Genomic DNA, 26029 nt, shown 5'->3' with positions numbered 1-26029 from the left:
CATTGGAGCGTGCCGGCGAAAAACAGCGCGGTTTCAGATCGGGTTGTCAGCAGTATTGGCGACAAGCGGTGCCGGTTAGTTTGAATCCGTTGCTGGGCATTACATAAAAATAACTCAGTGCAATGGAGAGAAAATATGGGAAGCAATTCCAAGGCTTTCACGACCCCTTCTACCCCTCTTATTTCCACTTCCGAACGCAACAAACACGCAAACCTGACCCTGGCCTCCGCCTGTTCGGTGTTTGTGCTTGCCGTGGCCTGTGGCGCTGGCGATGCGCGCGCCGCGGAGAGCTCGGTGAATACCCTGATGGAAGAAGTTCAGGTGACCGCGCGCAAGCGCGCGGATGCGGAGAAGCTGCAGGAGGTACCGGTCGCAGCCACTGCTTATTCGGGCGATCAGCTGGAGGCGCTGCAGACGCGTGACCTGCAAAGCCTGTCTTTCAAGATGCCGAATGTGCAGCTGGAAGATGTTGGTACCGTCAAGAACACAGCGAATTTCACCGTACGCGGGCTGGGCGTCAACAGCTCGATTCCCTCCATTGATCCAACCGTGGGCGTCTTTGTCGACGGAATGTATATGGGGGTCAACGCCGGTGTCGTGACTGATATGTTTGACCTCGAAGGTATTGAGGTACTGCGGGGGCCGCAGGGCCTGCTGTTCGGGCGCAATGTGACCGGCGGTGCGGTGGTAATCAGAACGGCGCGCCCCTCCGAGGCGTTCTCCAGCAAGTTCAAACTTTCGACTACCGATAACCTCGATACCGTGGCCGCGGCTACGGTGAACGGTGCACTCTCGGAAAGCGTCAACGGTCGCATCACGGCCTATTACAATGATGATCAGGGCTGGTTCGAAAATGTGTACACCGGTGATGACCAGGCCGGGGCGTCAGATACCTGGTTTATCCGCCCCAGCCTGAGTATCGAGCTGAGTGAATCCACCGAACTGCTGGTGCGCATGGAGCACGGGCGTATGGACGCCGCAGGTGCGGTCGCCCAGAACCGGGGTGCACTGGCGGCGAACTTCCCCGCTTATCCTCTGTTTGGCGTCGATGTCTCGGACTGGGACAACGGCGAGGGCTCATTTGAGATCGCGCAGAATGAACCCGGTTTTCAGAACGATGAGTGGTCTCAGGTCATTACCGAATTCAACCAGGATGTCGCCCTTGGTGACGGCACCATCACCAATATCCTCGCCTGGCGGGAGTACGCGGCCGTGGGACTGGGGGATATCGACTCCCTGCCTATTACTGCATTTCACGCCAACACCCGTATTGACCAGAGCCAGCTGAGCAATGAACTGCGTTATGCGGGGCGTTTCGGTGCAACCGCCCTGACTACCGGGCTGTACTGGTTCAGCCAGGATCTGGCGTATTTCGAGAATCGACTGTTGCCGCTGAATGATCTCGATATTACCGGCGGTGGTCTGCAGGAGCACGAAGCATTGGGCGTTTTCGCTCAGGCCGATATTGATCTGAACGAAGCCTGGGTGCTGACCCTTGGCGGGCGCTATTCCACGGAAGAAAAGTCGGCAAAAGTCGCCACCATCAATCCGGTGGTGACTGCCACTACCCAGTGCGATCTGGGCGGCTGTGCGGTCTACGATTTCGATGATCGTGAGCGCTGGGATGCGTTTACTCCCAAAGTGGGCCTGCAGTGGAATGTATCGGATAGTGCCCAACTGTACAGCTACTGGACCAAGGGGTTTCGCAGCGGCGGCTACAACATGCGCAATACCGGCCTGTTGCACGAGCCGGGACCCACCGATCAGGAGGAGCAGACCTCCGTCGAGATTGGTGGTAAAGCGGAGTGGCTGGATGGGCGGCTGCGCACCAACGTCGCCCTGTTTCACAACACCATTGACGACATGCAGCGGGAAGAAAACCTGACGGACCCCGTATTCTCGGTTGTGCAGTATATTCGCAACACCGCCGACGCCACCATCCAGGGGGCCGAGGTTGAATTGATGGCGGTGGCCAGTGATAACCTGCTGTTCACCGCGAATGTTGGTTACGTCGATGGTGCCTACGATAGTGTCCGCGGTGATATCAGCGGGGATGGCGTCGTCGACGGGCAGGATCTCGAACTCGATATTCCGCGCCTGGCGCCCTGGACGTACGGAGTCGGCGTGGTACATGATCTGCAGATGGGAAGCCTCGGGATGCTGACGTCTCGGGTGAACTTTAACCACCGGGACGCTGCACCCTACACCGACAACAATGCGGGGATGCTGTCAGAAGCAGATATGCTCGATCTGAGCGTTGGTTTTGTCCCCGACTCGGGCAATTATCGACTCGCCTTGTTCGGTAAAAACCTGCTCAATGAAGTCACTGAAGGCAACAACACACAATTGCCCGTTACCCTCGGAGGTATCGGAGCCAGCTTCACGCCCCTCAACAAGGGGCGAGTGGTGGGTGTTGAACTGACCTACGACCTGTAAGGCACACTCTTGTTTGGATCAGCCCGGCTAGTTGCCGGGCTTTTTTTTTGCCGCGGTAATCCGCTACAGTCACAGCAGCAGAAAAAGGAGCAAAGCTATGCGGTATATCCGTGTCCCCGAGCATGGTGGGCCAGAGTGTATGGTGGTAGCCGAGAGTGAAGTACCAGCGGTTGGCCACGGGGAGGTGTTAATCAAGGTTGCAGCCGCCGGTGTCAATCGTCCGGACATTGTGCAGCGCGCCGGGTTTTATCCGCCACCCGCAGGCGCGTCTCCGGTGCTCGGCCTGGAGGTGGCTGGAGAGGTGACCGCGGTCGGCCCGGGGGTGGAGCGCTGGGAGGTCGGTGATCGTGTATGCGCGCTGACCAACGGCGGTGGTTACGCCGAATATGCGCTGGCGCCCCAGGGGCAGTGCCTGCCGATTCCCGAGGGGCTGACTGACATCGAAGCCGCGGCTCTGCCGGAGACGTTTTTTACGGTCTGGAGTAATTTGATGCACCGCGCGCAACTGCAGCCCGGGGAGGTGTTACTGGTGCACGGTGGTTCTTCCGGTATCGGCACCACGGCGATCCAGATTGCAGCCAACCTCGGGGTGCGAGTGTTTGTTACGGCCGGCAGTGATCCTAAATGTACTGTGTGTAAACAGCTCGGCGCAGAGCAGGCGATCAACTACCAGCAGCAGGACTTTGTTGAGGCGGTGTTGTCGGCTACCGATGGTAAGGGTGCCGATGTCATTCTGGATATGGTGGGCGGCGACTATGTCGATCGCAATATCCAGTGTGCGGCGCGGGATGGCCGTATCGTCAACATTGCCTTTCTCGCCGGTGCCAAAGTCGAGATCAATATGCTACCGGTGATGCTGAAACGTCTGACCCTGACCGGGTCGACCCTGCGCCCCCAGCCGCCCGAGGTGAAGGCGAAGATTGCCCGGGATCTGGAACAGCAGGTATGGCCGATGATTGCTGCAGGCAAGATTCGTCCACACGTGACGGCCACATATCCGCTGCAATCGGTTGCCGATGCCCACCGGAAAATGGAATCTGGTGAGAATATTGGCAAGTTGGTGCTGGTGAACTGACAGACACTTTCAACTGATTCAGCAGGAGTTCGAGCCGCGCAGACAGGTTGGCCACTGTGGGCAGCTCCCAGGGGTGGATCTGGCCCACATCACCGGGTTTCAGGTCCGTATAGGCCTTGTAGATATTGCTGATATTCTGCACGTAGTGCACCGGCTCGGCGCCGCGGACGTAGCCGTAGCGGGCCTTCTTGAAGTAGCGTGGTTCGGATAGTTTAAGCATCGCCTTTTCCACATTGTCGAACCACACGTTTGGATCCAGTCCCAGTTCCTCCGCCAGCCGCTGGGCATCGTACAGATGGCCTATACCTGCGTTGTAAGAAGCCAGTGAGAACCAGAGCTTGTTTTCCAGGGTCAGGTCCTCGTCAAACCGGTCGCGCACCCAGTTGAGATATTTGACCCCGGCTTCGATGCCCCGTTTGGGGTCGAACAGGGGCGGCGGATAACCCACCTCCTCGGCGGTGCGCGGCATCACCTGTAGTAGTCCCTGGGCGCCAACCGGCGACTCGGCCTTGGGATTGAAGCTGCTTTCCTGCCACATCTGCGCCACGATCAGCCGCCAGTCAAATTCATGTTTACGGGCGGAGCGCTTCACCAGTTTGTCGTAGGGGGACAAGTCACCGTCAGGGGTAACGCTTTCGAGCAGCTTGGCGGTGGCGGTACGGTCAGGCTCGAAATAGGTTTTCACTTTTTTGGCGTAGCGCTCGCTCTTCACATACTCGCTCAAAAAGGCGTCCAGTTTTTTCAGTAGCGCCTGATTTTTTTCCTCGACCATCCAGCCCTGGGGTAGTGGGTCGCTGACAAGGGGGCCGGCAAGGAGTGTATCGCGCAGTAATGACTGCACTTTGGCCGCGTGCGCATCAACGATAGTCATATCCGCCTCTCCGCTGGCCACCATATTCATGATGGCTTCGTAGCTGACTTCCGGCGGAGTAAATTCAATCTTCAGTTTAATCCCTTTTTTTTGCAGCGCTTTCGCGGTTTCGACGAAGGCAGTTGTCGGGCGCAGTGTGACAGTGCGTCCGTTGAGATCGTCGAGAGTCTTGATCTCAGGTTTTGATTTGTTGCTGAGAATCTGTTGCGCGGTCTCAAAATATGGGGTGGTAAAGGCGACACCCTGCGCCTTGCGCTCTGGAGTGATGGTCATGGAGGCGCCGGCAAAATCGCCGCGGCCTTTTTTTAGCCATTCGATCAGTGATTCTTCCGGGGGCACCGCAATCAGTTGCAGCTCGATGTCGTGTTTTTTGGCGAAGGCCTTGGCGAGATCGTAGTCAAAGCCCATCAGTTCGCCTTTCCACATAAAGTAACTGGTGGGGCCGTTATAGGTGAGGAAGCGGATGATGTCGGACTTTTTGATCGCATCCCAGTCCGCTGTGCGTTCAACCGGTGCCTTGATCAGTTTTTTGGTCAGGAAGTTGTTAATACGCAAGCGCAACTCTGAAGAGCCTTTGCGCATGGCCCACACAATATCTTCTTCTTCGCTGACCATGGCGCCGGCTTTCAGATCGTCCCGATACGACAGAAACCCTTCGACGATGTTGCTGTCCAGAATCATCACGGCATCTTTCCGTGACTTCATTTTATCGAACACCCGGTCCAGAGGTTCACCGACATTCAACACCAGGGGCTCGAGCTTGGCATTCGGGATTTTCTCCACCAGTTTCTTGGCTGTCTCCATGTAGGTGCTATCGGCGAGGGCGATGATGGTGACATCCTTCAGCTTATCGACGGAACTAATGTCCGGGCCATTTTTTCCGGCGATCAGCTGCTCCCGCACCCGGTAGATATTCTCACTGAGGTCATAGCGCTCCGCGCGCTCTTCAGTGCGAGTGAGATTGGCGGCGACGACATCCGCACGGCCATCTTCCAGCATTTGCAACGCTTCTTCCGGCGTTGTTGCAGTAACCCAGTAGGGTTCAAGGCCCAGTCGCTTGGCCAGGTCACCGGAGAGATCAAAGTAAAGCTGAGTGACGATCGTAGCCCGGGGCAACATGGTGTCGAGGCCGGTGACGAGATTGACAAAGCGGATAGAGCCGCGCTTTTCCAGCGCGGCCAGGTCGCCCTTCTCGACATAATTTTCAAACGGACCCTTGTGATAGGTGCGGTCCGCGGAGGTTTTTTTGTCGGAGGGGGTTTCTGATTCGGTCGCCTCGGCATCCGCCTGAGGGTCTGTTGGATCTTTGTGGCAGCCGCTAATTGCCAGAGCGCACAGCAATAGCAGGTGCAGCAGGTAACTGCTAAGGCGGGGGGTTTTGGGTTGCATTGGCATGGGCAGCTCCGCAATTCCATGTTCGCATGGCCCGCAATGCTAATGTCCCGGCATCTGAAATGGTGTTGTCAATGTGCCGGACTGAAAAATTTAGAAAAGGAGAGCATGTGCCCGGCTATTCAACCCGGGCGGAGATCTGCCCACGACTGAGCTTCGCGGTGATCGGGGCACCGGATTTGACGTCCCCCGGTTTGCGAATGACCCGCTGGTTTTCATCCAGCAATATGGCGTAGCCCCGGTCGAGAACCGCCAGTGGACTGACACTATTGAGCAGTTGAGCGGTATAAGCGGCCTGTTCTTTCTTGTGTTGCAGCAGGCTACCCATCGACTTGTGCAGGCGCCGGACCTGGTGCGTGAGCTGTTGATGTGCGCCGTCCATTTTATGGCGGGGGTGGACCTGGTTCAGGGCGCGCTCCAGTTGTACCAGGCGTTGGGCGCGGGATTGGGAGAGGTTGCGCACCGCGGCCTTCAGCCGGATTTCCAGGTGGTCCAGTCGTTGCGCGTGGTTTTGCAGCTGCTCCCGTGGGTGGCGGATGCGGTGGCCCACCAGCTGGATGTGTTGCCGATGGTGGCGCAACTGTATTTCCATTGCGCGGGTTAACCGCCAGCGGTACCCGTCGACCTCTTCACGCAGCGCCGCTGCATTGGCACTGGCGATTTCTGCCGCCGCGGAGGGGGTGGGCGCGCGCACATCCGCGGCCAGATCCGCAATCGTGGTGTCGGTCTCATGGCCCACCGCGGAAATGGTGGGAATGGGGCAGGCTGCCAGTGCGCGGGCGACGATTTCCTCATTAAACGCCCACAGATCCTCCAGTGAGCCGCCGCCACGGCCGACGATCAGCAAGTCATGGCGCTGCAGCCGGCCCGCCAGTTGGATCGCCTGCGCGATCTGTTGCACAGCGCCTTGTCCCTGCACCGCGACGGGAATCAGTTCGATCCTGGCGGCGGGGTAGCGTCGCCCCAACACCTGGATCATATCCCGTACCGCCGCGCCGGTAGGCGAGGTGATGATGCCAATGGTAGCGGGCAGGTAGGGCAGGGCTTTTTTGCGCGTCGGGTCGAACAGTCCCTCGGCGTGCAGCTTGGCCTTCAGCATCTCCAGCTGGCGCATCAGTGCGCCGAAGCCCGCTTCCTCGAGGTGTTCGATGATCAGCTGGAACTCGCCACGCCCTTCATACAAGCTCACCCGGGCTCGCGCCAGAATTTCGCGGCCGTTGGCGGGCTGAAAACGGACATTGCGGTTGCGCCCGCGGAACATGGCGCAGCGCACCTGGGCGCGGGCGTCCTTGAGGGTGAAATACCAGTGGCCGGAGCTGGGGGCGGCGAAGTTGGAAATTTCACCACCCACCCATAAAAGCGGCACATTACCCTCTAACAACTGCTTGACCTCCCGGTTGAGCTCGCTGACGGTCATGACCGTGCGGCCGTCGGTGGGCAAAGGGCTGGCTACGCTGGGGGGAGAAGTTGGCATTTCGGACTCTTACACATCACGGGGGGCGACCAATATTGCAAGTATGCCCGCTCAGGTAAAGAGATTTGCCATTCCATCAGAAATAGTCTTTTGTTTCGGGCCGGGTTGCGGCTATAATCGCGCCGATACCCAATCCCGCTCCCTAGAGGTTTGAGTGTCCATGTCTGAATCTCTGCGTATCGCACGCGAAGCCCTCACTTTTGACGACGTCCTCCTTGTGCCCGGTTATTCCGAGGTCACGGCCAAAGACGTTTCTCTGAAGACAAAACTGTCTCGCAACATCACCCTGAACATCCCGCTGGTATCCGCTGCTATGGATACGGTAACCGAGTCGCGCCTGGCCATTGCCCTGGCTCAGGAAGGCGGTATCGGCATTATCCACAAGAGCATGTCTATTGAAGAACAGGCGCTTGCGGTGCGTGCGGTGAAGAAGTTCGAAGCGGGTGTTGTGAAAGACCCGATTACCATCGAATCCGATGCCACCGTACGCGAGCTGATCGCCCTCACCAGCCACCACAACATCTCCGGTGTGCCGGTGATGGAGAAGGGGGATCTGGTAGGTATCGTCACCAGCCGCGACGTACGCTTCCAGACCAACCTGGATATCCCGGTTGCCAAGATCATGACCTCGAAAGAGCGTCTGGTGACCTGCGACGAAGGCGCCGCCCCGGAAGAGGTGCGCGAGCTGCTACACAAGCACCGCATTGAGAAAGTGCTGGTGGTCAACGACAAGTTCGAATTGCGCGGCCTGATTACCGTCAAGGATTACAACAAGGCAGAGCAGTATCCCAACTCCTGTAAAGACGCCGATGGCCGCCTGCGGGTTGGCGCATCGGTGGGCACCAGCCCGGATACCGACGACCGCGTGGCGGCACTGGTGGAGGCCGGTGTCGACGTACTGGTGGTGGATACCGCCCACGGCCACAGTAAAAACGTGATCGAGCGTGTGCGCCGGATCAAGGAAATGCACCCGCAGGTCGACGTGATCGGTGGCAATATCGCCACAGGCGAAGCGGCCACCGCCCTGATGGAAGCCGGTGCAGATGCGGTAAAAGTGGGAATCGGTCCCGGTTCCATCTGTACCACGCGTATCGTTACCGGTATTGGTGTACCGCAGATCTCCGCCATTGCGGAAGTGGCCAAGGCCCTGGAAGGTACCGGTGTACCGCTGATCGCCGATGGCGGTATCCGGTTCTCCGGTGATATATCCAAAGCCATTGTCGCGGGTGCCTACTCGGTAATGATGGGCTCCATGCTGGCGGGCACCGAAGAAGCCCCCGGTGAAGTCGAGCTGTATCAGGGCCGAACCTACAAGTCCTATCGCGGTATGGGTTCTCTGGGCGCCATGTCCCGTACCCAGGGCTCTTCCGACCGCTACTTCCAGGACGCCAGTAAGGGCGCCGAGAAACTGGTGCCGGAAGGTATCGAGGGTCGCGTGCCGTACAAAGGCCCGATCTCGGCCATTGTGCACCAGATGATGGGTGGCCTGCGCTCTGCCATGGGGTACACCGGCAGCGTTGATATGGAAACCATGCGCACCAAGCCCCAGTTCGTACGCGTAACCGCCGCTGGTATGGGTGAGTCTCACGTGCACGATGTGCAGATCACCAAGGAAGCGCCGAACTACCCGGTGGGCGGCCGTTAATTTCCTGTCGCGCGCACCAAGCGCAAAATGTTGTTCGAAAATTAGAAGTGCACTGTTGAAGTGAACCGCAAACGGACCTCTCAGGGTCCGTTTGCCGTTTATTAACCCCTACGAGTAAGCCATGAGCCAAGACATCCATTCCAGCCGAATCCTGATCCTCGACTTCGGCTCCCAGTACACCCAGCTGATTGCCCGCCGCGTACGCGAACTGGGCGTGTTCTCTGAAATCCGTGCGTTCGACATGAGCGACGAAGAGATCCGCGAGTACAACCCCAAAGGTATTATTCTCGCCGGTGGCCCGGAATCTGTACCGGAAGCAGGCTCCCCGCGCGCGCCACAGGCGGTTTTCGATCTGGGGGTGCCGGTACTGGGGATCTGTTACGGCATGCAGACCATGGCGCACCAGCTGGGGGGCGCTGTAGAGGGCAGTAACGTGCGCGAATTTGGCTACGCGCAGGTGAAAGTGGAAGGTGAATCCGCACTGCTGCACGACATCAAGGATCACCTGGATGACGCCGGCAATGCACTGCTGGACGTGTGGATGAGCCACGGTGACAAAGTGGTGAAAATGCCAGAAGGCTTTGAGTTGATGGCCTCCACGCCGTCCTGCCCGATTGCCGGTATGTACAACGCGGAAAAGAATTTCTTCGGTGTTCAGTTCCACCCGGAAGTGACCCATACCCTGCAGGGCACTCGTATCTACGAACATTTTGTCATTCAGCTGTGCGGCTGTGAGAAGTTGTGGACACCGGAAAATATTATCGAAGACTCCATTGCCAAGGTGCGTGCACAGGTGGGGGATCAGAAAGTCCTGCTGGGCTTGTCCGGTGGTGTCGACAGTTCCGTGGTAGCCGCGCTGTTGCACAAGGCCATCGGTGATCAGTTGACCTGTGTGTTTGTGGACAACGGCCTGCTGCGCAAAAATGAAGGCGATCAGGTCATGCAGATGTTCGCCGACAATATGGGCGTGCGTGTGATCCGCGCGGACGCGGAAGACGAGTTCCTGTCCCGCCTGGCCGGCGTGGATGAGCCGGAAGCCAAGCGCAAGATTATCGGTAATACGTTTATCGAAATCTTCGACCAGGAAGCGACCAAACTGAAGGATGTGAAGTTCCTTGCCCAGGGCACCATCTACCCGGATGTGATCGAGTCCGCTGCGGCGAAAACCGGCAAGGCGCACGTGATCAAGTCCCACCACAATGTGGGCGGCCTGCCGGAAGATATGGCGTTTGAGCTGGTAGAGCCCCTGCGCGAACTGTTCAAAGACGAAGTGCGCAAGATCGGCCTCGAGCTGGGGCTGCCCTATGACATGGTTTACCGTCACCCCTTCCCGGGCCCGGGTCTGGGCGTGCGTATCCTCGGCGAAGTGAAAAAAGAGTACGCGGATATCCTGCGCGAAGCAGATGCCATCTTTATCGAAGAGCTGCACAACGCGGACTGGTACCACAAGACCAGTCAGGCGTTCGTGGTGTTCCTGCCGGTGAAATCCGTGGGTGTTGTTGGCGACGGCCGCCGCTATGAATATGTGGTTGCGCTGCGCGCCGTGGAAACCGTGGACTTTATGACCGCCCGCTGGGCGCACCTGCCGTACGAACTGATCGAGAAAGTCTCCAACCGTATCATTAACGAGATTGAGCATATCTCGCGGGTGGCCTACGACGTTTCCAGCAAGCCGCCGGCGACGATTGAGTGGGAATGATCGAGCGCGAATGACGGGCTCGATTGATCGCCTGGAATTTACAGTCTGCTAAACGAAACAATCTGCTCTGCGGGCTATCCAATCCCGCAGAGCAGTGCATCACTTCATCTTATTGATTGCTGTGCATGGCTTCGATCAGTTCACCATTGCCGGTGTCCCCACTCAGTTCCCAGAAGAACGACCCGCCGAGATCCTGATCGGCAATGTACTGCATCTTGCCGGAGATGGTGGCTGGTGTGTCATAGCTCCACCAGTTGTTGCCACAGAAGGCGTAGGCGGTGCCTGCTACCAGTCCGGTGGCCGGACAGGTGTTTTTCAGGACTTTGTAGTCTTCGATACCCGGTTCATAGGAACCGGCGGCAGCGCCGGATGCAGAGCCTCCCGGAGCCGACTGACTGACGCCGGTCCAGCCACGGCCATAGAAACCGATACCCAGGTTGAGCTTGCTGGCGGGAATGCCCTTGTTCTTCAGTGCCTGTATGGCTCTATCGGAATTAAAGCCAGCATTCGGAATTCCCGGATAGTCGTAGAGCGCGGAATGCGGGGCTGTGGGGCCGTCCGCGTCGAAGGCGCCGAAGAAGTCATAGGTCATGACGTTGTAGAAGTCGACATACTGGGAAGCACCCGCATAATCCGCCGCATCGATCTTGCCGCCGGCCGTGCCATCAGCGGTAATGGCCGCGGTGACCAGCTCATTACCGAAGCGCGCGCGCATGGCGGCCATCACATCGGTCAGAGAGGAATAGCCGCTGTTGTCACAGCTGAGGCCGCAGGCGTTGGGGTATTCCCAGTCGAGGTCGATACCGTCAAATACGCCATCCCAGCGCGGGTCGTGCAACAGGTCGTAACAGGAGTCCGCGAACGCCTGCGGGTTCTGCGAGGCCTGGCCGAATCCGCCGGACCAGGTCCAGCCACCGAAGGACCACAGCACTTTAATGTGCGGGTACATCTGTTTCAGCTTGCGCAACTGGTTGAAACTGCCGCGCAGCGCACCTGCATCCCAGGTGTCTGCCTGGCCGTCCACACTTTCTGTTGCACTGTAGAAGCGGTCGTAGTCGGCGTAGGAGTCGCCGATGGTGCACTGGCCGTTCTGCACATTGCCGAAGGCGTAATAGATGTGGGTCAGTTTTTCAGCCGAGCCACTGGTGACAATGTTCTTCACATGGTAATTGCGCTGGTACACGCCCCACTGCACGAAATAGCCGCCCAGTCTGCTTCCGCCACTGGAAGAGGCGCCGCTTGACGAGCTACTGGATGAGGAACCGCCAGAGGAGCTGGACGAGGAGCTGCTGGAGGAGCTGGAACTTGAGGAGCCGCCGGAGCAGGCGCCGTCGTTGCGCCACACGCCATTTTCTCCACTCTGGCTCGGGTTGTCTCCCTGGGTCCACCACTTGGCGGTGTACTTCACGCTTGAGTGTTGCACGGCATCGTTGCCAACATAGACCGCCGTCGCATCCCACACGGGCAAGTTACCGCAGCTGGTAGATCCGCTGGAGCTTCCGCCGGAAGAGGAGCTGCTGGAAGAAGACGAGGAGGAGCTGGATGAGGAGCTGCCGTTACAGGCGCCCAGATCGGACCAGGCCTCGGTCCAGGCCCAGCCTTCACCGGGCGCGTAGGGACCCCCAACCGTGCACCAACCGCCCACCTTACAGTTATAGGCCACCGAATTGTTCTGTACCGTGTCGCCTGCGTTATACGTACTGCCGTCTACATAAACCTGAAGACCGCCGCAGTCGTACGCGTACGACTGCCCGGCCAGTAGGCTTAGCAGCGTTGCCGCAACCAGCCTTAAATACGTCGATATTTTCATGCTGTTCACCGTTATCCTGGTTGGAAACATCTTGGTTTGAAATCGAAAAGGCCAACGGCGAATCAATGCGCAAACCCCGCGAATCCCCGCCGCGATCTCACTATTGCTTTCTCTGTTGTTGCTACGCGAGAAAGTCCACTTACCCATACAAACTGTTGCGCCGGCCGCCACACGGGAAATTGCGGAGGCTTCTTCCCGTGCAGTGGTGGCAAATGCCACATGACATATCAGCGACAACAGACAGCGCTGTCACTGAAAGATGATAGCGTTGTCATCTGTACGCCATCGACAATATGCCCAATAGTCATTTGATACCAGTGGGGATCTTTGGGTATTTGCTTCGGATCTCGGAATCTAGAGGAAATTTACGCCAATTAAAGTTCTCACGCGTTTTATAGCTTTTCAGGTGTGTGGCGTTTCTGGAGGCCAAGTCTGCTGTCGGAGTGGGTGGCGGTTGACGTTTCGAGTCTGTGGTGGCACTGCGCGCTGTGGGAATCGCGGATTTAATGACCGCCCGCTGCGCGCGTATATCTTCCGGGAAATCGGCGTGGATGGAGGAGGTTTTTAATCTTTTGTGCGCTCCCGCTGCTCACCGTCGCAGGTGTATAGCCAGATCAATACACCAATGTAGGTAAAGAGCAGGATGTTTACCATCGTCTCGAGTAGCCACATAGCGCAGTTATTCCAGTTTCTCTGACTTTAAGGCTTTTAGCAGCGTCACGTAGAGGAGTGGCAATATCAGCAGAAAGGGAAGCGCTGCCATCACGATAATTGTCCGTACCACCTCGATGTTGCCTGTCAGGATCATCGCCAAGCCCAGTGCTGCCACAATCCCGCCCCAGGTCAGCTTGATGCGAGTACTCGGTTCGGGGTTCCCCCGGTCGGTGAACATGGCAAGTACCAGCGCCGCACTGACCACACTCGTGATGACAAAGAGGAACCCCGAGACGATCACTGCCGCCTGGGTCAGCCAGGCTAAAGGCAGGATGTCGAGCAAAACGAAGGTCGCGCTGTCGATATTCGTTTTGACGGCTTCAATCAACACGCGCTTGCCTTCCAGTGTCTCGTAGAAGCCCAGACCGCCGAACACACCGTACCAGAGTACCGAAAAGAGGCTGGGTAGAAATATGACGGCGCAGAGATATTCCCGAATGGTACGGCCACGGGAGATACGTGCGATAAAAACACCGACAAAGGGTGCCCAGGAGATCCACCAGACCATGTAAGTCAGGGTCCAGTCCGCAAACCAGCCCCGTACTTTGTCGTCGAAGAAAGTATAGGTTCTGAACCCCCGCGGAATTACATCGCCCACGTAGGCGCCAAAGGCATCGACCAGCACATTCATGACATAGTAGGTGGGTCCGCTGATTGCGACGAACAGCAGCAGCGCGAGCGCAATTGAGAAGGCGGCGTTGGACAATCGACCCATGCCACGATTCAGGTCTACGGTTAGCGGTAATAAGAAGCCTACGCAAAGGGCAGCGAATAGAATCGCGGTCAGCCAGGGCCCTGTCGCCACTCCGCCCAGCATAATGCCGATACCATCCCGGACCTGGAAGATACCCATTCCGATGGAGCCCGCTACGCCGATCGCAACGGCGTAGATTGCGGCGACGTTGACCAGAACACCGACGTAGCGGGTCCAGGGGCGGTTGCCATAGGTGATGGCTAACGGTGCGCTGAGTAATTGAGGCGCACCACGGCGAAATGAAAAATAGGCGATGACCAGGCCAGTGAGGCCAAACATTGCCCAGGCGTGGATACCCCAATGGAAGTTAGTGATTAACAGAGCGCGGCGCGCGGCCTCTGGTTCCGGGCCGTAGTCACTGGCGAGGGCGAAATGGGAGAGGGGTTCGGCAACGCTCCAGTAGAGCAGGCCAACACCCATTCCCGCTGCGAACATCATTGTGATCCATGTGACCCGGGAAAATTCCGGTTTCTCGTCGTTCCGGCCGAGGCGAAGCCGGCCATAACGTGAAAACATGAGATAAAGCGCCATGATTACGATGGCGCTCATCAGGACCATTACAAACCAGCCCCGGGTCAGAAATGCGAATTCGACAACGCGTGCGGCAAAGAGCCCAAGGGCGGGGGCATCCACAAGGCCCCAGATGGCAACGGCCAGGGTCAGTGCAAGACCGGCGACCAGCGTTGGGTTGGTCCACATTTTGTAATCGCACTCCAGCATGGTTGAACACGACGAGCGCACCTACCGATATTCCACCTCAAGGTATGCGCGTCGGTAAAAGCATAGCTGTGATTATCGCTCGGCTCCGAAGGGGGCGGACAAAGCCTTCAGGTTTTCCAGCAATTTTTCCGCCCGCGGGATGTGTGTTTGCCGTTTATAAAACCGTTGCGAGTAAGCCATGAGCCAGATATCCATTCCAGCCGAACCCTGATCCTCGACTGTTTTTGGCGTCATCGAACGATTGACAAAGCAGGCCAGTCGCTCGGAATAGGTCAGGTGAAATCAATGGTGCAGCGGCCGTGCGCGGAAAATGCCGCATTTCCTGTCTGGAAAGAGAAGTACGTGCCAGGGTTATCATGTTGGCACCTGGATCTGTTGGTGGTTTACCTCTCCGGAGGCAGATGGAAGGAGATGTCGCAGACATCTATGCCGGTTTTTTGTCGACCCAGCCTGCGCATTGCCCAGAGCCCGAACACTGGCCCCGGAAGTAACCACCAGGTTACCCAAACCCCCTGCCATGGCCACAGTGCTGTCGTCACGGCAATGGATGGGATGGTCAAAGCAAAGCCCACGGTATTTAACATGGCCAGGGTCGAACCGATTCGCTCTTTTGGCGCTGTTTCAGCGGCCAGCGCCGACAGCTGAGGAGAATCCGCGATAGCGGTAAGCCCCCAGATGGCGAGTAAAACCAGGACAATTACGGGTGGCAAAAACGCAAGAAATGGATAAGCCATACAGACCAGCCCAGAGGACGCCAGGGCCAGGCGCGCCACAGGCAGGCTTCCTATGTGTCGGCTCAGTACCCCGCCGCCCACGCAGCCCAGCAGTCCAATTGCGATGATGGCGAATGACAATAACGGAATTGAGGAATCCGGTGCGTTGAGACGGAGCATTTCGCGTGTCACCATAAACGGCACAAGTGTCCAGAACGCATAAAGCTCCCAGCTGTGCCCAAAGTAGCCAATGGCAACGGCGCGGAAGCGCCTTTCCCGGAAAGCGGCAAACCCTTCTCGCAGCGGTGCTTTGCCACTTGATGGCGGTAAGTGCGGACCATCACCCAGAGCGAAGATAACCGCTCCGCCAAGTAATGCTAACCCGGAAGCACCCAGAATCGTCCACTCCCAAGGGAGTCCCAATGTCGCGCCGCGCAGTAAATGGGGCAGGGCAGTGCCCAACGTTAGCATTCCAACGAGCCAGGCCATCGCGGCCCCCATATATTTAGGCGTCCAGCTGATCACCAACTTCATACCCAGGGGGTAGATCCCCGCCAGGCTTAGACCTGTGAGAAACCGGAGGAGCAGGTCATATGGCTGATAAGCCGCCACCAGCGCAAAGCCGGCATTTGCCAGGGCACCTGCCAGACAAGAAATGGTGAATATGCGGCTGGCAGGCAATCGATCTGCTAGGCCGGTAGTGGCAATTACGAGGGTGCCGGTAATAAAACCGGCCTGCACAGCCAGGGTCAGCCACCCAAGATCAGCCTCGGTGATTCCGATATCGTGAGTCAGGGCCAGGCCTGCGCCATTGACGGAGAACCAAAGTGCGGTGCCGCATAGTTGGGCGAGCACAATAAGGAATAGCGGGAATCGCTGAATCAAGGTTGGCACTGCACCTCACCATATTTATAGTGGCAGATAGGGTGTCCTCTGGTTGACGTTGTGGGCCATAGAGCAACTTCAGCCAGAGGGATGGGTTCTTATTGTGCGCAAGGTCCGTTCGCTGCCAAGGCATCACAAGGCGTGGTGCGTTCGGTAGCAGGGCGGTCAATGTCTTTTGGATTCGCCAGGGCTTTTGTTACGGACTTAACTTGCCGGTAGCCAGTTTTCAGCAGAAAGGTTGGTGCGCGCCCGTAGCTTTTGATTCCCACAATATAAAGACCCGACTCTGGGTGTGAAAGCTCAGCAGAGCCATGTTCCGGAACCGACCCGCAGGTATGCAGGTTTGGGTCAATAAGCGGGCCTAGGCCCGCCGGGCTTTCTGTCGCGGGGTCAAGCGAGGTGCGCAACTCTGACAATAGGGCAAGATCCGGCCTAAACCCGGTTGCAGCAATGAGCTGATCTACCGGCGGCAATTGCCCTGAACGGCTTTGTACGAATAATTTGCCGTTTTCACTTCTAATATTTTCGATTGCTATATCGGTAAATACCTCGATTTTCCCCTCGGTAAGTAACTTTTGAATGTGGATTTCCAGTCGCCGACGCTCTTGCAGCTCGTCATTTTCAGGTGAGCGTACGATATTTGATACTGAAGAGCCACGGACTCCCCACAGGATTCGCATGCCCGCAGAATGATCGGAAAGTTTGATCAAGTCCTGCAGGGCGTTGAATGCCGAGTGGCCACCGCCGACCACGAGTACAGATTTGCCGGCGAACTGTTCACAGGCGGCGCCCAAAATGTCAGGCACCCCATAGGTAATCGATTGGGAAGCCGCAAGTTCGCCAACTGCTGGAATACCATGAGCGCCAAGCCAGTTGGGGGTCTGGTACGTACCGGACGCGTCGATAACTGCCTGGACGAGAATGTCGCGTTCGCCTTCGGTGTTGGAAGTGCGTACGACGAAGGGCGTGAGAGGCCGTTCTGCATTGCGGAGAATATCGTGATGTTGGCGACTCACCGCTTCCACACGGGTATTCAAATGCAGATGGGGAGCAATCGCTTCATGGGACGCTAACGGAAGTACGTAGCGCTCCAGCAGTTGTTGTCCGGTGGGAAACTCTGTCAGTGCTGGTGCAGTCCAGCCCTTTTTCTCGAGCAGGGAAATTGCAACGGGGTCCATATTGTATGACCAGGGTGAAAACATACGCACGTGGCCCCATTGCGCTAGGTTTGCGCCTGCGCGATTACCTGACTCAAAAATAATGGGAGTGAGACCGACATCCATCAGATTCGCTGCCGCACTCAAGCCAATCGGGCCCGCACCGATGACGGCGACGGGTAAGTTTTTCGTATTGGATGTCATGCATATATCTCCAGAAAGAGTTGTTAGTAACAACAATATGGTTAAAAAAAGGCTCAGGTGCCGAGACGAGCCCGTGCCGCTACGGTAAGTTTTTCCAGGAGCTCAAGAGCGGCATCGACCGCTTCTGGAGGCATATCCGTGATCATCAACGCCTCTTCTGCGATCAGACTTTTGCGTATGGTTTGATAGAGCTCGCGGCCGTCGGGAGTCAGCGACAGCTGAACCGCACGCTGATCAACCGGATCCGGGGTCTTGAGCACGTAGCCTTTCCGAAGCAGGGCGTCAACTACACGGCTTGTAGTGCTTTTATCGAGGCACATTTCGTCCGCTAAGCCTTTCAGTCTCAAGGGGCCAAGCTTTACCAGTGTTTCGAGTGCATAGCATTGAGCGACTGACACGTTGTGACAGCAAATACTTTCGCGATCACGGAATTGATGCACACGGATCAGCTGGTTGACCGCTTCGTAAAGAGCTTCTGCACGCTTAAGCTTGGATTCCATCTGAATGTCACTGTCTATGTTGCTAGTAACAACCATATCTTAGCGGTTGAATGTCTACAACCCCTGACCTCTTGGCTCCTGGCCCGGGATGGGCGCATCGCTACCGCTGTTCCGCATCCCGGTGTCAAACCCGGCCCGCTGGCCACCTGTAAACCCGATATTGCACCCGCATCTTCCCGTCAAAGGCCATATGGATGGTGAGTTTTTCTAAAGTTGTTGTGATTTTGTTTCAATTTTACTCAAGGTGGGCTCGGCGTAGAATGCACACATCGACTGACGGCAGGCCGGAAAACCGGATGCCAGAGGGCTCCCCGTACAGGGTGAAACACTGAAGTACGGGAGTCTGATTCAGGCTTAATCGTGGGACTCAGGATACCGGACCGCTATGAGTAAAGAGCTTACCTTCGCCATCAAGCGTATTGCTTTCGATGAGCACTACCGTCCATCGGACAGTTCACGTATCACAACCAACTTCGCCAATCTGGCCCGTGGGGAGCGTCGACAGGAGAACCTGCGCAACGCGTTGCGAATGATTGACAACCGCTTCAATGCCCTGGCGCACTGGGATAACCCGAATGCGGATCGCTATTCCGTGGTACTCGAAATCATTTCCGTGGACATCGATGTACAAGGTAATGGAGAGACTTTTCCGACGATAGAGATTCTGAAAACGAATATTATCGATCGCAAAGCTGGTAGACGCACTGAAGGTATCGTGGGCAATAATTTTTCGTCTTACGTGCGGGACTATGATTTCAGCGTATTACTGTCGGAGCATAATAAGGGAAAACAGGAATTCAGCCTCCCGGAAAACTATGGTGATCTTCACGGAAAAATATTCAAGTCTTTCTTGGGCTCCGATGCCTATAAAGAAAGTTTTAAAAAGCCACCGGTAATCTGTCTGAGTGTCTCAAGTAGTAAGACATACTATCGCACAGAAAATCAGCACCCGGTGCTGGGTGTCGAGTACAGGAACGACGAGTATTCATTAACGGATGAATACTTCGCGAAGATGGGGTTGCGGGTTCGTTATTTTATGCCTCCGGGTAGTGTTGCTCCCCTGGCGTTTTATTTCGCTGGTGATTTGCTGGAGGATTATTCAAACCTTGAGCTTGTGAGCACCATCAGCACCATGGAAACGTTTCAGAAAATCTATCGGCCCGAAATATATAACGCGAATTCAGCCGCTGGGAAAATCTTTCGGCCCAGCCTGAAGCATACCGATTATTCTTTGACCCAAGTTCAGTACGACCGGGAAGAGCGCAATCAATTGGCGTTAAAGCAGGGGAAGTTCACCGAAGAGCGGTTTATAAAACCGTATAAACGTATCCTCGATCAGTGGGCAGCCAATTACGCTGTTTGATCAACCAGAAAATAAGATTTTTACTATGCAAAAATTATTGCCGACCTCTACCGCGGGCAGCCTGCCCAAGCCGTCATGGCTGGCCGAGCCGGAAAAACTCTGGTCCCCCTGGAAGCTGGAGACCGCTGAGTTGATGGAGGGCAAGCGGGACGCACTGTGCCTCGCGCTGCAGGAACAGCAACAGGCGGGTATTGATATTGTCAGTGACGGCGAGCAGACCCGGCAACATTTTGTAACCACGTTTGTTGAGCATCTTACCGGTGTCGATTTTGACAAGCGTGAGACTGTGCGAATTCGCGATCGGTACGATGCCAGTGTACCGACGGTTGTCGGAGCAGTGTCCCGACCAAAGCCGGTTTTTGTGGAGGACGCCAGATTTTTGCGACAGAAAACAAGCAAGCCAATCAAGTGGGCGCTGCCGGGCCCAATGACGATGATTGACACGCTTTATGATGGTCACTATAAGAGTCGCGAAAAACTCGCCTGGGAATTTGCCAAGATTCTCAATCAGGAAGCCCGGGAGCTTGAGGCGGCGGGTGTCGATATCATTCAGTTTGATGAGCCTGCGTTCAATGTGTTTTTTGACGAGGTGAACGACTGGGGAATCGCCACCCTGGAAAAAGCCATCGAAGGGCTTCGCTGTGAGACCGCGGTGCATATTTGCTACGGCTACGGGATCAAAGCGAATACGGACTGGAAAGAGACATTGGGTTCGGAATGGCGACAGTACGAAGAGACCTTCCCCAAGCTGCAAACGTCCAGTATCGACCTGATTTCTCTGGAGTGCCATAACGCCCGGGTGCCTATCGAACTGTTGCAGCTGGTGCGAGGTAAAAAGGTGATGGTGGGCGCTATTGATGTGGCGACCAATGACATCGAGACTCCGGAAGAGGTGGCCAATACCCTGCGTGAAGCCCTGCAATTTGTAGATGCGGACAAACTTTACCCGTGTACCAACTGTGGCATGGCGCCGTTGTCCCGTAGTGTTGCCAAGGGCAAGTTAAACGCATTGAGTGCCGGTGCCGAGATTGTCCGGGGAGAGCTGTCGCGCTAGCGCTGTTCCGGCAGTGCTCTCGATCTGGAGGTCTCGATCCTGAGCTCCCGATCTAGAGCCTGTCCCGGCGCTCACTGTTGTATCCAGATTCAGGACGGATTATGTCACTATCCAAGACGGCCATCGAGCCGCTGCACTTTCGTCAGGCCCTCGGTCACTATGCCTCCGGAATCACCGTGATTACGTCGCAGGCTGGTGAGGAGCCTGTAGGGTTCACCTGTCAGTCATTCTATAGCGTATCGATGCACCCACCACTGGTTTCCTTCAGCGTGATGGCAAACTCATACAGCTATCCCAAGATCCGCAGGGCAGGGCGCTTTGCGGTGAATATACTTTCTGGCGCGCAGGTGTCCGTGTCCAATCAATTTGCCCGGCAGGGGGCAGATAAATGGCATGGAATCGACTGGCAGCGATCGTCCCTGGGTAACCCGGTGATTGCGGGTTGCCTGCATTGGCTCGATTGCGAAATACACGCCGAACACGCCGCCGGCGACCATGTCATTGTTATCGGTGAAGTGAAGGCCCTGCAGTCACCCGCCGATATCCCCGAGCAACCGCTGCTGTATTTCAGAGGACAGTACCGCAATCTCGCGGCCAATGTCCCGGCGTAAGCGGGGTTTAAGGTACGGCGGTCGTGCCGGGTGATGGTCGTAAACGTCGGGAAGGTTGTGCGCGAGGGAGGTTGGTGCGGCTTAGCGTTTGTGCCCAAACGGCGCGGACAGCGCCCGCAGGTTCTCCAGTAGCTTCTCGGCCCGGGCGATATTGGCTCGCAGTTCGACATTTTCCGGGACGAGGGTTTGTGCCTTGCGCCATACCGCCAATGCCTGCTCAATTTCGCCCTGGCTGTACAGTTCGTTGCCGGTTTTCAGCGCAGACGCTACGCGGGCACTTTTCTGGGCGTTGAACTGCGCCTGCAGCGGTGTCAGTTGTGGGTGTCGCGGTGCTTTTTTCTGGAACTGGTTTAAATGCTGCTGTGCACGGATCAGGTCGCCACGGGCCAGCGCCTGCTGCAATTCCGCAATGGGTAGCGGGTCCATTTTTTTGCGCGGTGGTTTTGCGCGGCGCGGCTGCGCCGGTCGCAGCCGCGTTTCCACGCTGTTCAGATGCCGCTGGATCGCATCTCGTAACGCCGTGTTCTCAGCCAGCTGCAAGTCGCTCCCCAGAAGGCCCTGGGCCACGGTCAGTGCGCGCCGGGCCAGCTGGTCGTCGGTGCGTTGTTCTCGCTGCAATGCCCGCTGAGCGTATTCCAGTAGCGACTTTGCGGATGCGTTGCGTTTGCGGTGAAAGTTTTTTAGCTCCAGCCAGCTCATGACGCCTGGCCCCTGCAACTGCTCCAGGCGCTGGTAAGCATGCGCGTCTTTTAATAGTTGCTCTCCGCGGTGAATTGCCAGCTCCATACGCACCCGGTCTTCATGCAGGTGACGACGGGTCTGCAGTTGCTGCAGGGCACTGTTGAGCGTAGGGCTGTCTGGCAGCAGGTCGAGTGCGCCTTTGAGTAGCTCGCTGGCACTGTGCCAATCATTCTGCGCCTCCAGTTCTGTCGCCGTATGCACGGCGTCCCGTGCAAACGCCTTCAAAGCTTCGTCGAGCCCGGTGGTCTGCTGCTGTTGTGCGGGGGAGGGGTGAGGTTGCATCTGCAGCTGTTTCAAAGCTGCAGACTGCTGGCGAACCTGTGCGACTTGCTGATGCGAAAAACCCGGTAGTGACGGTGAGGCAACGGGCAGCAGGCTGCAGCCCGGCAGGAGCGGTAGCAGCAACAGGCCTGTCAGGTACCACGCGGGCGCGTGCCGGCGATCAGGCATGATCGACAGCTCTCCGCACTGGTGATTGCGTGTGATGTTGCAGTATCTGTTGCAGGTTGCTTTCCAGCGTCTTGCGGGCGTCAGTGCGGATATCGCGTACAGAATAGGCCTGTACCGGAAGAGATTTTCCGCGTATTGAGAGAGCCTGCTCTCTGCGGGCAACGATGCGTGGTTGCAACATATTGAAGAGTTGCTCCCGAATAATGATCTGGTCCGGCGCTGCCTCACAACACAGGCGGGAGGCAAGATTGACGGCGTCGCCGACCACGGTATATTCCATGCGCTCATCCGAGCCAAGGTTCCCCGCCAGCATGGCTCCACAGTTGATACCGATACGGAAATGTACTTCCGGGCGCCCTTCGGCACGTCGCTGCTGGTTCAGCCGCGCCGCCATCTGCTGAATCAGAACGCCACAACTCACCGCGTTGAAGGCGTGGTCGGTATCATCTTCCAGCACCCCGAATACCAGCATTGCGCAGTCGCCAATAAATTTGTCGACGACACCGCCATAGAGTGCGCAGGCGCGGGAAATATAGGAGAAGTACTCGTTGAGCAGTTCAGATACCTGGCAGGGCTCCAGCTCTTCCGACATGGCGGTAAAGCCGGTGATATCCGCAAACAGGACCGTGGCTTCGATGGGGCGATCCACCAGCCGCACTTCATCCAGGTTGGCGAGCACCTTGTCTGCAACACTTTTCGATACGTAGCGGGAAAATACCTGCTCAACCTGAGACTTTTTCAGCAGCCCGGCGGCCATATTGTTGAAGCCTTCGAACAGGTAACCAATTTCGTCGTTGCGCTGTTGGTGAATTCGGGTTGCCAGGTCGCCGCGGCCGATGGCCTCGGTGGCCTCCATCAGGCGATGAATCGGCAGCGACAGGCGGCGGCTCAACCAGTAGGCCAGAAGAGAGGCCAGCAGGATCATGGCCAGGGTGGCGAAGATCACCGCGGTGCGGGCCTCGCTGGCGGCACGATCCATCAGCGAGGCCGACAGCGTGACCACCACCGAGCCAACCCGCACATCCTGATACATGGCCGGTGCTACAAAGCTGATGACCCGCTCGGGAGCTGCGGCCGGGTCGCGGTAAAACCACGGGTGCGCACCGCCTTTGGGGGAGGCCAGTGCGGAGGACGCAAGCGCGGGTTGAATACCGGAGGCGGACAGCAGTTCACCGCTGTGGGCGTAAATACTGGCGCCGAGCACTTTCGCTTCCTCGCCCAGATTGGCAGTGAGCAGGCTCAGGCTGAGACTGTTCTCCGAAAGAATGGGTTCGCTGGCCTGACTCGCCAGCTGGGCCGCCATGGCGTTGCCAAAATCATGCAACTGGGTGCGAATCAGGTGATTCTGTTTGTCGCTGATCAGCAGGCCGAGGGTTGTCATGCCCAGCACCAGCAATAATGTCATGACCAGTGCCAGCTTGAATGCGATGGGGACGTGACGGGGCCGCAGACGCGCCAGGCGCACTCGTAGACCGGCAATCACGCGCTTCATTGTCGATCTGTTTTCGGTGGTCATAGATAGCCGGTCAGGGGACGCATGAAATGCGCTCAGGATTATTCGTTATGTGTACCGGGGAGCCTCTGAACCTGTCCGTGTTGTCTGGCGTGACCGGAAGGCAGCAGGCAGAACGCGGTGGTCGCTGCCCCAAACCGGGAAATTATAGCAAATTTCTGGCCGATTTATGACCAGTGTCGCACGAAGACACCGGGGAATTTCAGGGGGCGGCGAGGGGCAAATCCGGGCAGCGGATTCATCTCCGGATTGGCCAGTTTGAGGATTTATGTGTCGAGAATCGATTCAATTCTCGCACTGCATGCCATCGCCCTCGACGGAGATGGTGGTGCCCGCTTTTCCGGCGATGATGTGTTGCAGGTCCCCCAGCGCGCCGATGGCGGCGCGCTTGCCGGTGTTCTCGGCAAACTGACACGCGGCCTTGACCTTCGGTCCCATGGAGCCCGCTGCGAAGGGAATATCGGCAAGGGATGCCGGTGTGGCGCGGCGGATTTCCCGCTGGGTGGCCTCGCCCCAATCCAGGTAAACCGCGGGGGCGTCGGTCAGCATGACGAACAGGTCTGCGTCCAGCTCCCGGGCCAGCAGTTCGGAGCAGAAATCCTTGTCGATGACCGCTTCCACCCCCACCAGCTTGCGTTCTGTTCCCCGGGTTTCATACATGGTGGGAATGCCGCCGCCCCCGGCGCAGATTACGATGGTATCCCGCTCCAGCAGCCATTTGACCGGTCGTATTTCGAAAATGCGCTTGGGCAGGGGAGACGGCACCACGCGGCGCCATTTGTCCCCGTCCTGTTTGAACACCCAACCTTTGTCTGCCTGCAGCTGATCGGCTTCCTGTCTGTCGTAGACGGGCCCGACAAATTTGGTGGGGTTCTCGAAGCCGGGGTCTTGCGGGTCCACTTCCACCATGGTGAGCAGGGTGGCGAAGGGGACGTCCTGCGGCAGCAGGTTGCCCAGCTCCTGCTCAATCATATAGCCGATGCCGCCCTCGGTTTCCGCACCCAGCACGTCGAGTGGGTAGGCCTCGTCCGGTTTGTAGGCGGCGCCCTGCAATGCCAGCAGGCCCACCTGCGGACCATTGCCGTGGCTGATCACCAGTTGGTGTTCGCGGGCGATGGGGGCCAGTGCCTGGGCGGCAAGGTGCACATTGGCACGCTGCACTTCGGCGGTCATGGGTTCGCCACGTTTGAGCAGGGCGTTGCCGCCCAGAGCCACTACAACACGCATGGCATCAGTCTCCCAGAGTCGCCACCATCAACGCCTTGATGGTGTGCATGCGGTTTTCAGCCTGTTCAAAGGCCACGTTGGCTTCGGACTCGAATACATCGTTGGTGACTTCAAGGCCGTTGTCGATACCGTGCTCTTCGGCAATCTGTTTTCCCACGGTGGTTTCAGTATCGTGGAAGGCGGGCAGGCAGTGCATGAAGCGGACATGCGGGTTGCCGCTCGCCGACATCAGTTCCCGGTTGACCTGGTAGGGCATCAGCAATTTGATGCGTTCCTTCCAGACTTCTTTCGCCTCGCCCATGGAGACCCAGACATCGGTGTGGATGAAGTCCACGTCTTGCACCGCGGCTTTCGCGTCTTCGGTAATCGTGAGTTTGGCTCCGTACTTTTCTGCCAGCTCTTCGGCAATGTTGCGATAGCTCTGATCTGGCCACAGGGATTTCGGGCCACAGATGCGTACATCCATTCCCATCAGACAACCCACCAGCATCAGCGAATGGCCCATGTTGGAGCGGGTGTCGCCCACATAAGCGTATTTGATCTGATGCACCGGTTTGTCACAGTGCTCTCGCATGGTCATCACATCGGCGAGCATCTGGGTGGGGTGATATTCATCGGTGAGGCCGTTGTACACCGGGACACCGGCGTATTTGGCCAGGGTTTCCACACCGGTTTGTGCGGAGCCGCGATACTCGATGGCGTCGAACATCCGGCCGAGAACCCGGGCGGTGTCCTTGAAGGACTCCTTGTGGCCGATCTGCGAGCCCGCAGGATCGAGGTAGGTGACGGTCGCGCCCTGATCACTGCAGGCCACTTCGAAGGCGCAGCGGGTGCGGGTGGAGGTTTTCTCGAAAATCAGGCAGACCGCTTTGCCCTCCAGGTGCTTCTGTTCGGTGCGGGCGTATTTGGCGCGCTTGAGGTCACGTGCCAGATCCAGCAGAAATTTGAATTCCCGCTGGGTGAAATCCTGAACGGTGAGCAGGGAGCGATTGCGTAAATTGAAACTCATGCCGGGTCTCTC

General features: G+C 57.3%; 17 protein-coding genes and 1 pseudogene. 7 read left to right on the top strand and 11 right to left on the bottom strand.

From position 1 onward, the window contains the following. Positions 1-135: 135 nt before the first annotated feature. Positions 136-2436: a TonB-dependent receptor gene (locus tag LRR79_RS13725; RefSeq protein WP_231757752.1), complete on the top strand. Its 2301-nt coding sequence runs from the start codon at positions 136-138 to the stop codon at positions 2434-2436. Between the two features lie 97 nt (positions 2437-2533). Further along, positions 2534-3511, top strand: coding sequence for an NAD(P)H-quinone oxidoreductase (locus LRR79_RS13720; RefSeq protein ID WP_231757751.1), 978 nt, complete (start codon positions 2534-2536; stop codon positions 3509-3511). A gap of 328 nt (positions 3512-3839) precedes the next feature. On the opposite strand, the pseudogene LRR79_RS13715 reads toward LRR79_RS13720, so the two are convergent. Next, a pseudogene (locus tag LRR79_RS13715) lies at positions 3840-5501 on the bottom strand (transporter substrate-binding domain-containing protein); the annotation flags it as partial. Between the two features lie 391 nt (positions 5502-5892). Further along, a complete protein-coding gene (gene xseA / locus LRR79_RS13710) occupies positions 5893-7248 on the bottom strand; it encodes an exodeoxyribonuclease VII large subunit (protein WP_231757750.1) in 1356 nt (451 codons plus the stop codon). A gap of 160 nt (positions 7249-7408) precedes the next feature. Here xseA and guaB point away from each other — a divergent pair, with 160 nt between their 5' ends. Continuing rightward, the gene (gene guaB, locus LRR79_RS13705; RefSeq protein ID WP_231757749.1) at positions 7409-8893 is read left to right on the top strand and encodes an IMP dehydrogenase; all 1485 of its coding nucleotides are present in this window, start codon (positions 7409-7411) and stop codon (positions 8891-8893) included. Between the two features lie 121 nt (positions 8894-9014). Then, positions 9015-10592, top strand: coding sequence for a glutamine-hydrolyzing GMP synthase (gene guaA, locus LRR79_RS13700; RefSeq protein WP_231757748.1), 1578 nt, complete (start codon positions 9015-9017; stop codon positions 10590-10592). Between the two features lie 109 nt (positions 10593-10701). Here the strand turns inward: guaA and LRR79_RS13695 are convergent, their stop codons facing one another. From LRR79_RS13695 to LRR79_RS13675, 5 genes are all read right to left on the bottom strand, one after another. Further along, on the bottom strand, positions 10702-12402 hold the full coding sequence (locus LRR79_RS13695; protein ID WP_231757747.1) for a glycosyl hydrolase family 18 protein: 1701 nt from the start codon (positions 12400-12402) through the stop codon (positions 10702-10704). Positions 12403-13081: 679 nt separating this feature from the next. Continuing rightward, positions 13082-14569, bottom strand: a complete 1488-nt coding sequence (locus LRR79_RS13690) for a BCCT family transporter (protein WP_231757746.1) — start codon at positions 14567-14569, stop codon at positions 13082-13084. 404 nt (positions 14570-14973) lie between these two features. Continuing rightward, complete coding sequence (locus LRR79_RS13685; RefSeq protein WP_231757745.1) at positions 14974-16197, bottom strand: MFS transporter; 1224 nt, start codon at positions 16195-16197, stop codon at positions 14974-14976. Between the two features lie 89 nt (positions 16198-16286). Then, the gene (locus LRR79_RS13680; protein ID WP_231757744.1) at positions 16287-17549 is read right to left on the bottom strand and encodes an NAD(P)-binding domain-containing protein; all 1263 of its coding nucleotides are present in this window, start codon (positions 17547-17549) and stop codon (positions 16287-16289) included. Positions 17550-17602: 53 nt separating this feature from the next. After that, positions 17603-18049 carry a MarR family winged helix-turn-helix transcriptional regulator gene (locus LRR79_RS13675; RefSeq protein ID WP_231757743.1) on the bottom strand — a complete coding sequence of 149 codons (447 nt, stop codon included), beginning with the start codon at positions 18047-18049 and terminating at the stop codon, positions 17603-17605. 385 nt (positions 18050-18434) lie between these two features. On the opposite strand from LRR79_RS13675, the gene LRR79_RS13670 reads away from it, so the two are divergent. The 3 genes from LRR79_RS13670 (at position 18435) to LRR79_RS13660 (ending at position 21077) form a co-directional block, all read left to right on the top strand. After that, positions 18435-19412, top strand: coding sequence for a DUF1852 domain-containing protein (locus tag LRR79_RS13670; RefSeq protein WP_231757742.1), 978 nt, complete (start codon positions 18435-18437; stop codon positions 19410-19412). Between the two features lie 25 nt (positions 19413-19437). Beyond that, entirely contained in the window at positions 19438-20466 is a 1029-nt protein-coding gene (locus LRR79_RS13665; RefSeq protein ID WP_231757741.1) for a methionine synthase, read from the top strand. A 101-nt stretch (positions 20467-20567) separates the two neighbouring features. Continuing rightward, positions 20568-21077 carry a flavin reductase family protein gene (locus tag LRR79_RS13660; RefSeq protein WP_231757740.1) on the top strand — a complete coding sequence of 170 codons (510 nt, stop codon included), beginning with the start codon at positions 20568-20570 and terminating at the stop codon, positions 21075-21077. 81 nt (positions 21078-21158) lie between these two features. On the opposite strand, the gene LRR79_RS13655 is transcribed toward LRR79_RS13660, so the two are convergent. The 4 genes from LRR79_RS13655 to LRR79_RS13640 form a co-directional block, all read right to left on the bottom strand. Then, the gene (locus tag LRR79_RS13655) at positions 21159-22268 is read right to left on the bottom strand and encodes a tetratricopeptide repeat protein (RefSeq protein ID WP_231757739.1); all 1110 of its coding nucleotides are present in this window, start codon (positions 22266-22268) and stop codon (positions 21159-21161) included. Next, positions 22261-23760: an adenylate/guanylate cyclase domain-containing protein gene (locus LRR79_RS13650; RefSeq protein ID WP_231757738.1), complete on the bottom strand. Its 1500-nt coding sequence runs from the start codon at positions 23758-23760 to the stop codon at positions 22261-22263. The genes LRR79_RS13655 and LRR79_RS13650 overlap by 8 nt, the downstream gene beginning before the upstream one ends. 306 nt (positions 23761-24066) lie before the next feature. Next, positions 24067-25008 carry a carbamate kinase gene (gene arcC / locus LRR79_RS13645; protein WP_231757737.1) on the bottom strand — a complete coding sequence of 314 codons (942 nt, stop codon included), beginning with the start codon at positions 25006-25008 and terminating at the stop codon, positions 24067-24069. 4 nt (positions 25009-25012) lie between these two features. Beyond that, complete coding sequence (locus LRR79_RS13640) at positions 25013-26017, bottom strand: ornithine carbamoyltransferase (protein ID WP_231757736.1); 1005 nt, start codon at positions 26015-26017, stop codon at positions 25013-25015. Positions 26018-26029: the final 12 nt, after the last annotated feature.

It is taken from the genome of Microbulbifer elongatus (assembly GCF_021165935.1).
In the GTDB taxonomy this organism is placed as follows: Bacteria; Pseudomonadota; Gammaproteobacteria; order Pseudomonadales; family Cellvibrionaceae; genus Microbulbifer; species Microbulbifer elongatus.
The sequence above is the reverse complement of the archived record's forward strand: the minus strand, read 5'-3'. Positions and strand labels throughout refer to the sequence as shown.

Bases quoted from the DNA above. Each gene is read 5' to 3' on its own strand.
- LRR79_RS13725 (WP_231757752.1), top strand. From the start codon at position 136: ATGGGAAGCAATTCCAAGGCTTTCACGACCCCTTCTACCCCTCTTATT.
- LRR79_RS13720 (WP_231757751.1), top strand. From the start codon at position 2,534: ATGCGGTATATCCGTGTCCCCGAGCATGGTGGGCCAGAGTGTATGGTG.
- xseA (WP_231757750.1), bottom strand. From the start codon at position 7,248: ATGCCAACTTCTCCCCCCAGCGTAGCCAGCCCTTTGCCCACCGACGGC.
- guaB (WP_231757749.1), top strand. From the start codon at position 7,409: ATGTCTGAATCTCTGCGTATCGCACGCGAAGCCCTCACTTTTGACGAC.
- guaA (WP_231757748.1), top strand. From the start codon at position 9,015: ATGAGCCAAGACATCCATTCCAGCCGAATCCTGATCCTCGACTTCGGC.
- LRR79_RS13695 (WP_231757747.1), bottom strand. From the start codon at position 12,402: ATGAAAATATCGACGTATTTAAGGCTGGTTGCGGCAACGCTGCTAAGC.
- LRR79_RS13690 (WP_231757746.1), bottom strand. From the start codon at position 14,569: ATGTGGACCAACCCAACGCTGGTCGCCGGTCTTGCACTGACCCTGGCC.
- LRR79_RS13680 (WP_231757744.1), bottom strand. From the start codon at position 17,549: ATGACATCCAATACGAAAAACTTACCCGTCGCCGTCATCGGTGCGGGC.
- LRR79_RS13675 (WP_231757743.1), bottom strand. From the start codon at position 18,049: ATGGAATCCAAGCTTAAGCGTGCAGAAGCTCTTTACGAAGCGGTCAAC.
- LRR79_RS13670 (WP_231757742.1), top strand. From the start codon at position 18,435: ATGAGTAAAGAGCTTACCTTCGCCATCAAGCGTATTGCTTTCGATGAG.
- LRR79_RS13665 (WP_231757741.1), top strand. From the start codon at position 19,438: ATGCAAAAATTATTGCCGACCTCTACCGCGGGCAGCCTGCCCAAGCCG.
- LRR79_RS13660 (WP_231757740.1), top strand. From the start codon at position 20,568: ATGTCACTATCCAAGACGGCCATCGAGCCGCTGCACTTTCGTCAGGCC.
- LRR79_RS13655 (WP_231757739.1), bottom strand. From the start codon at position 22,268: ATGCCTGATCGCCGGCACGCGCCCGCGTGGTACCTGACAGGCCTGTTG.
- LRR79_RS13650 (WP_231757738.1), bottom strand. From the start codon at position 23,760: ATGAAGCGCGTGATTGCCGGTCTACGAGTGCGCCTGGCGCGTCTGCGG.
- arcC (WP_231757737.1), bottom strand. From the start codon at position 25,008: ATGCGTGTTGTAGTGGCTCTGGGCGGCAACGCCCTGCTCAAACGTGGC.
- LRR79_RS13640 (WP_231757736.1), bottom strand. From the start codon at position 26,017: ATGAGTTTCAATTTACGCAATCGCTCCCTGCTCACCGTTCAGGATTTC.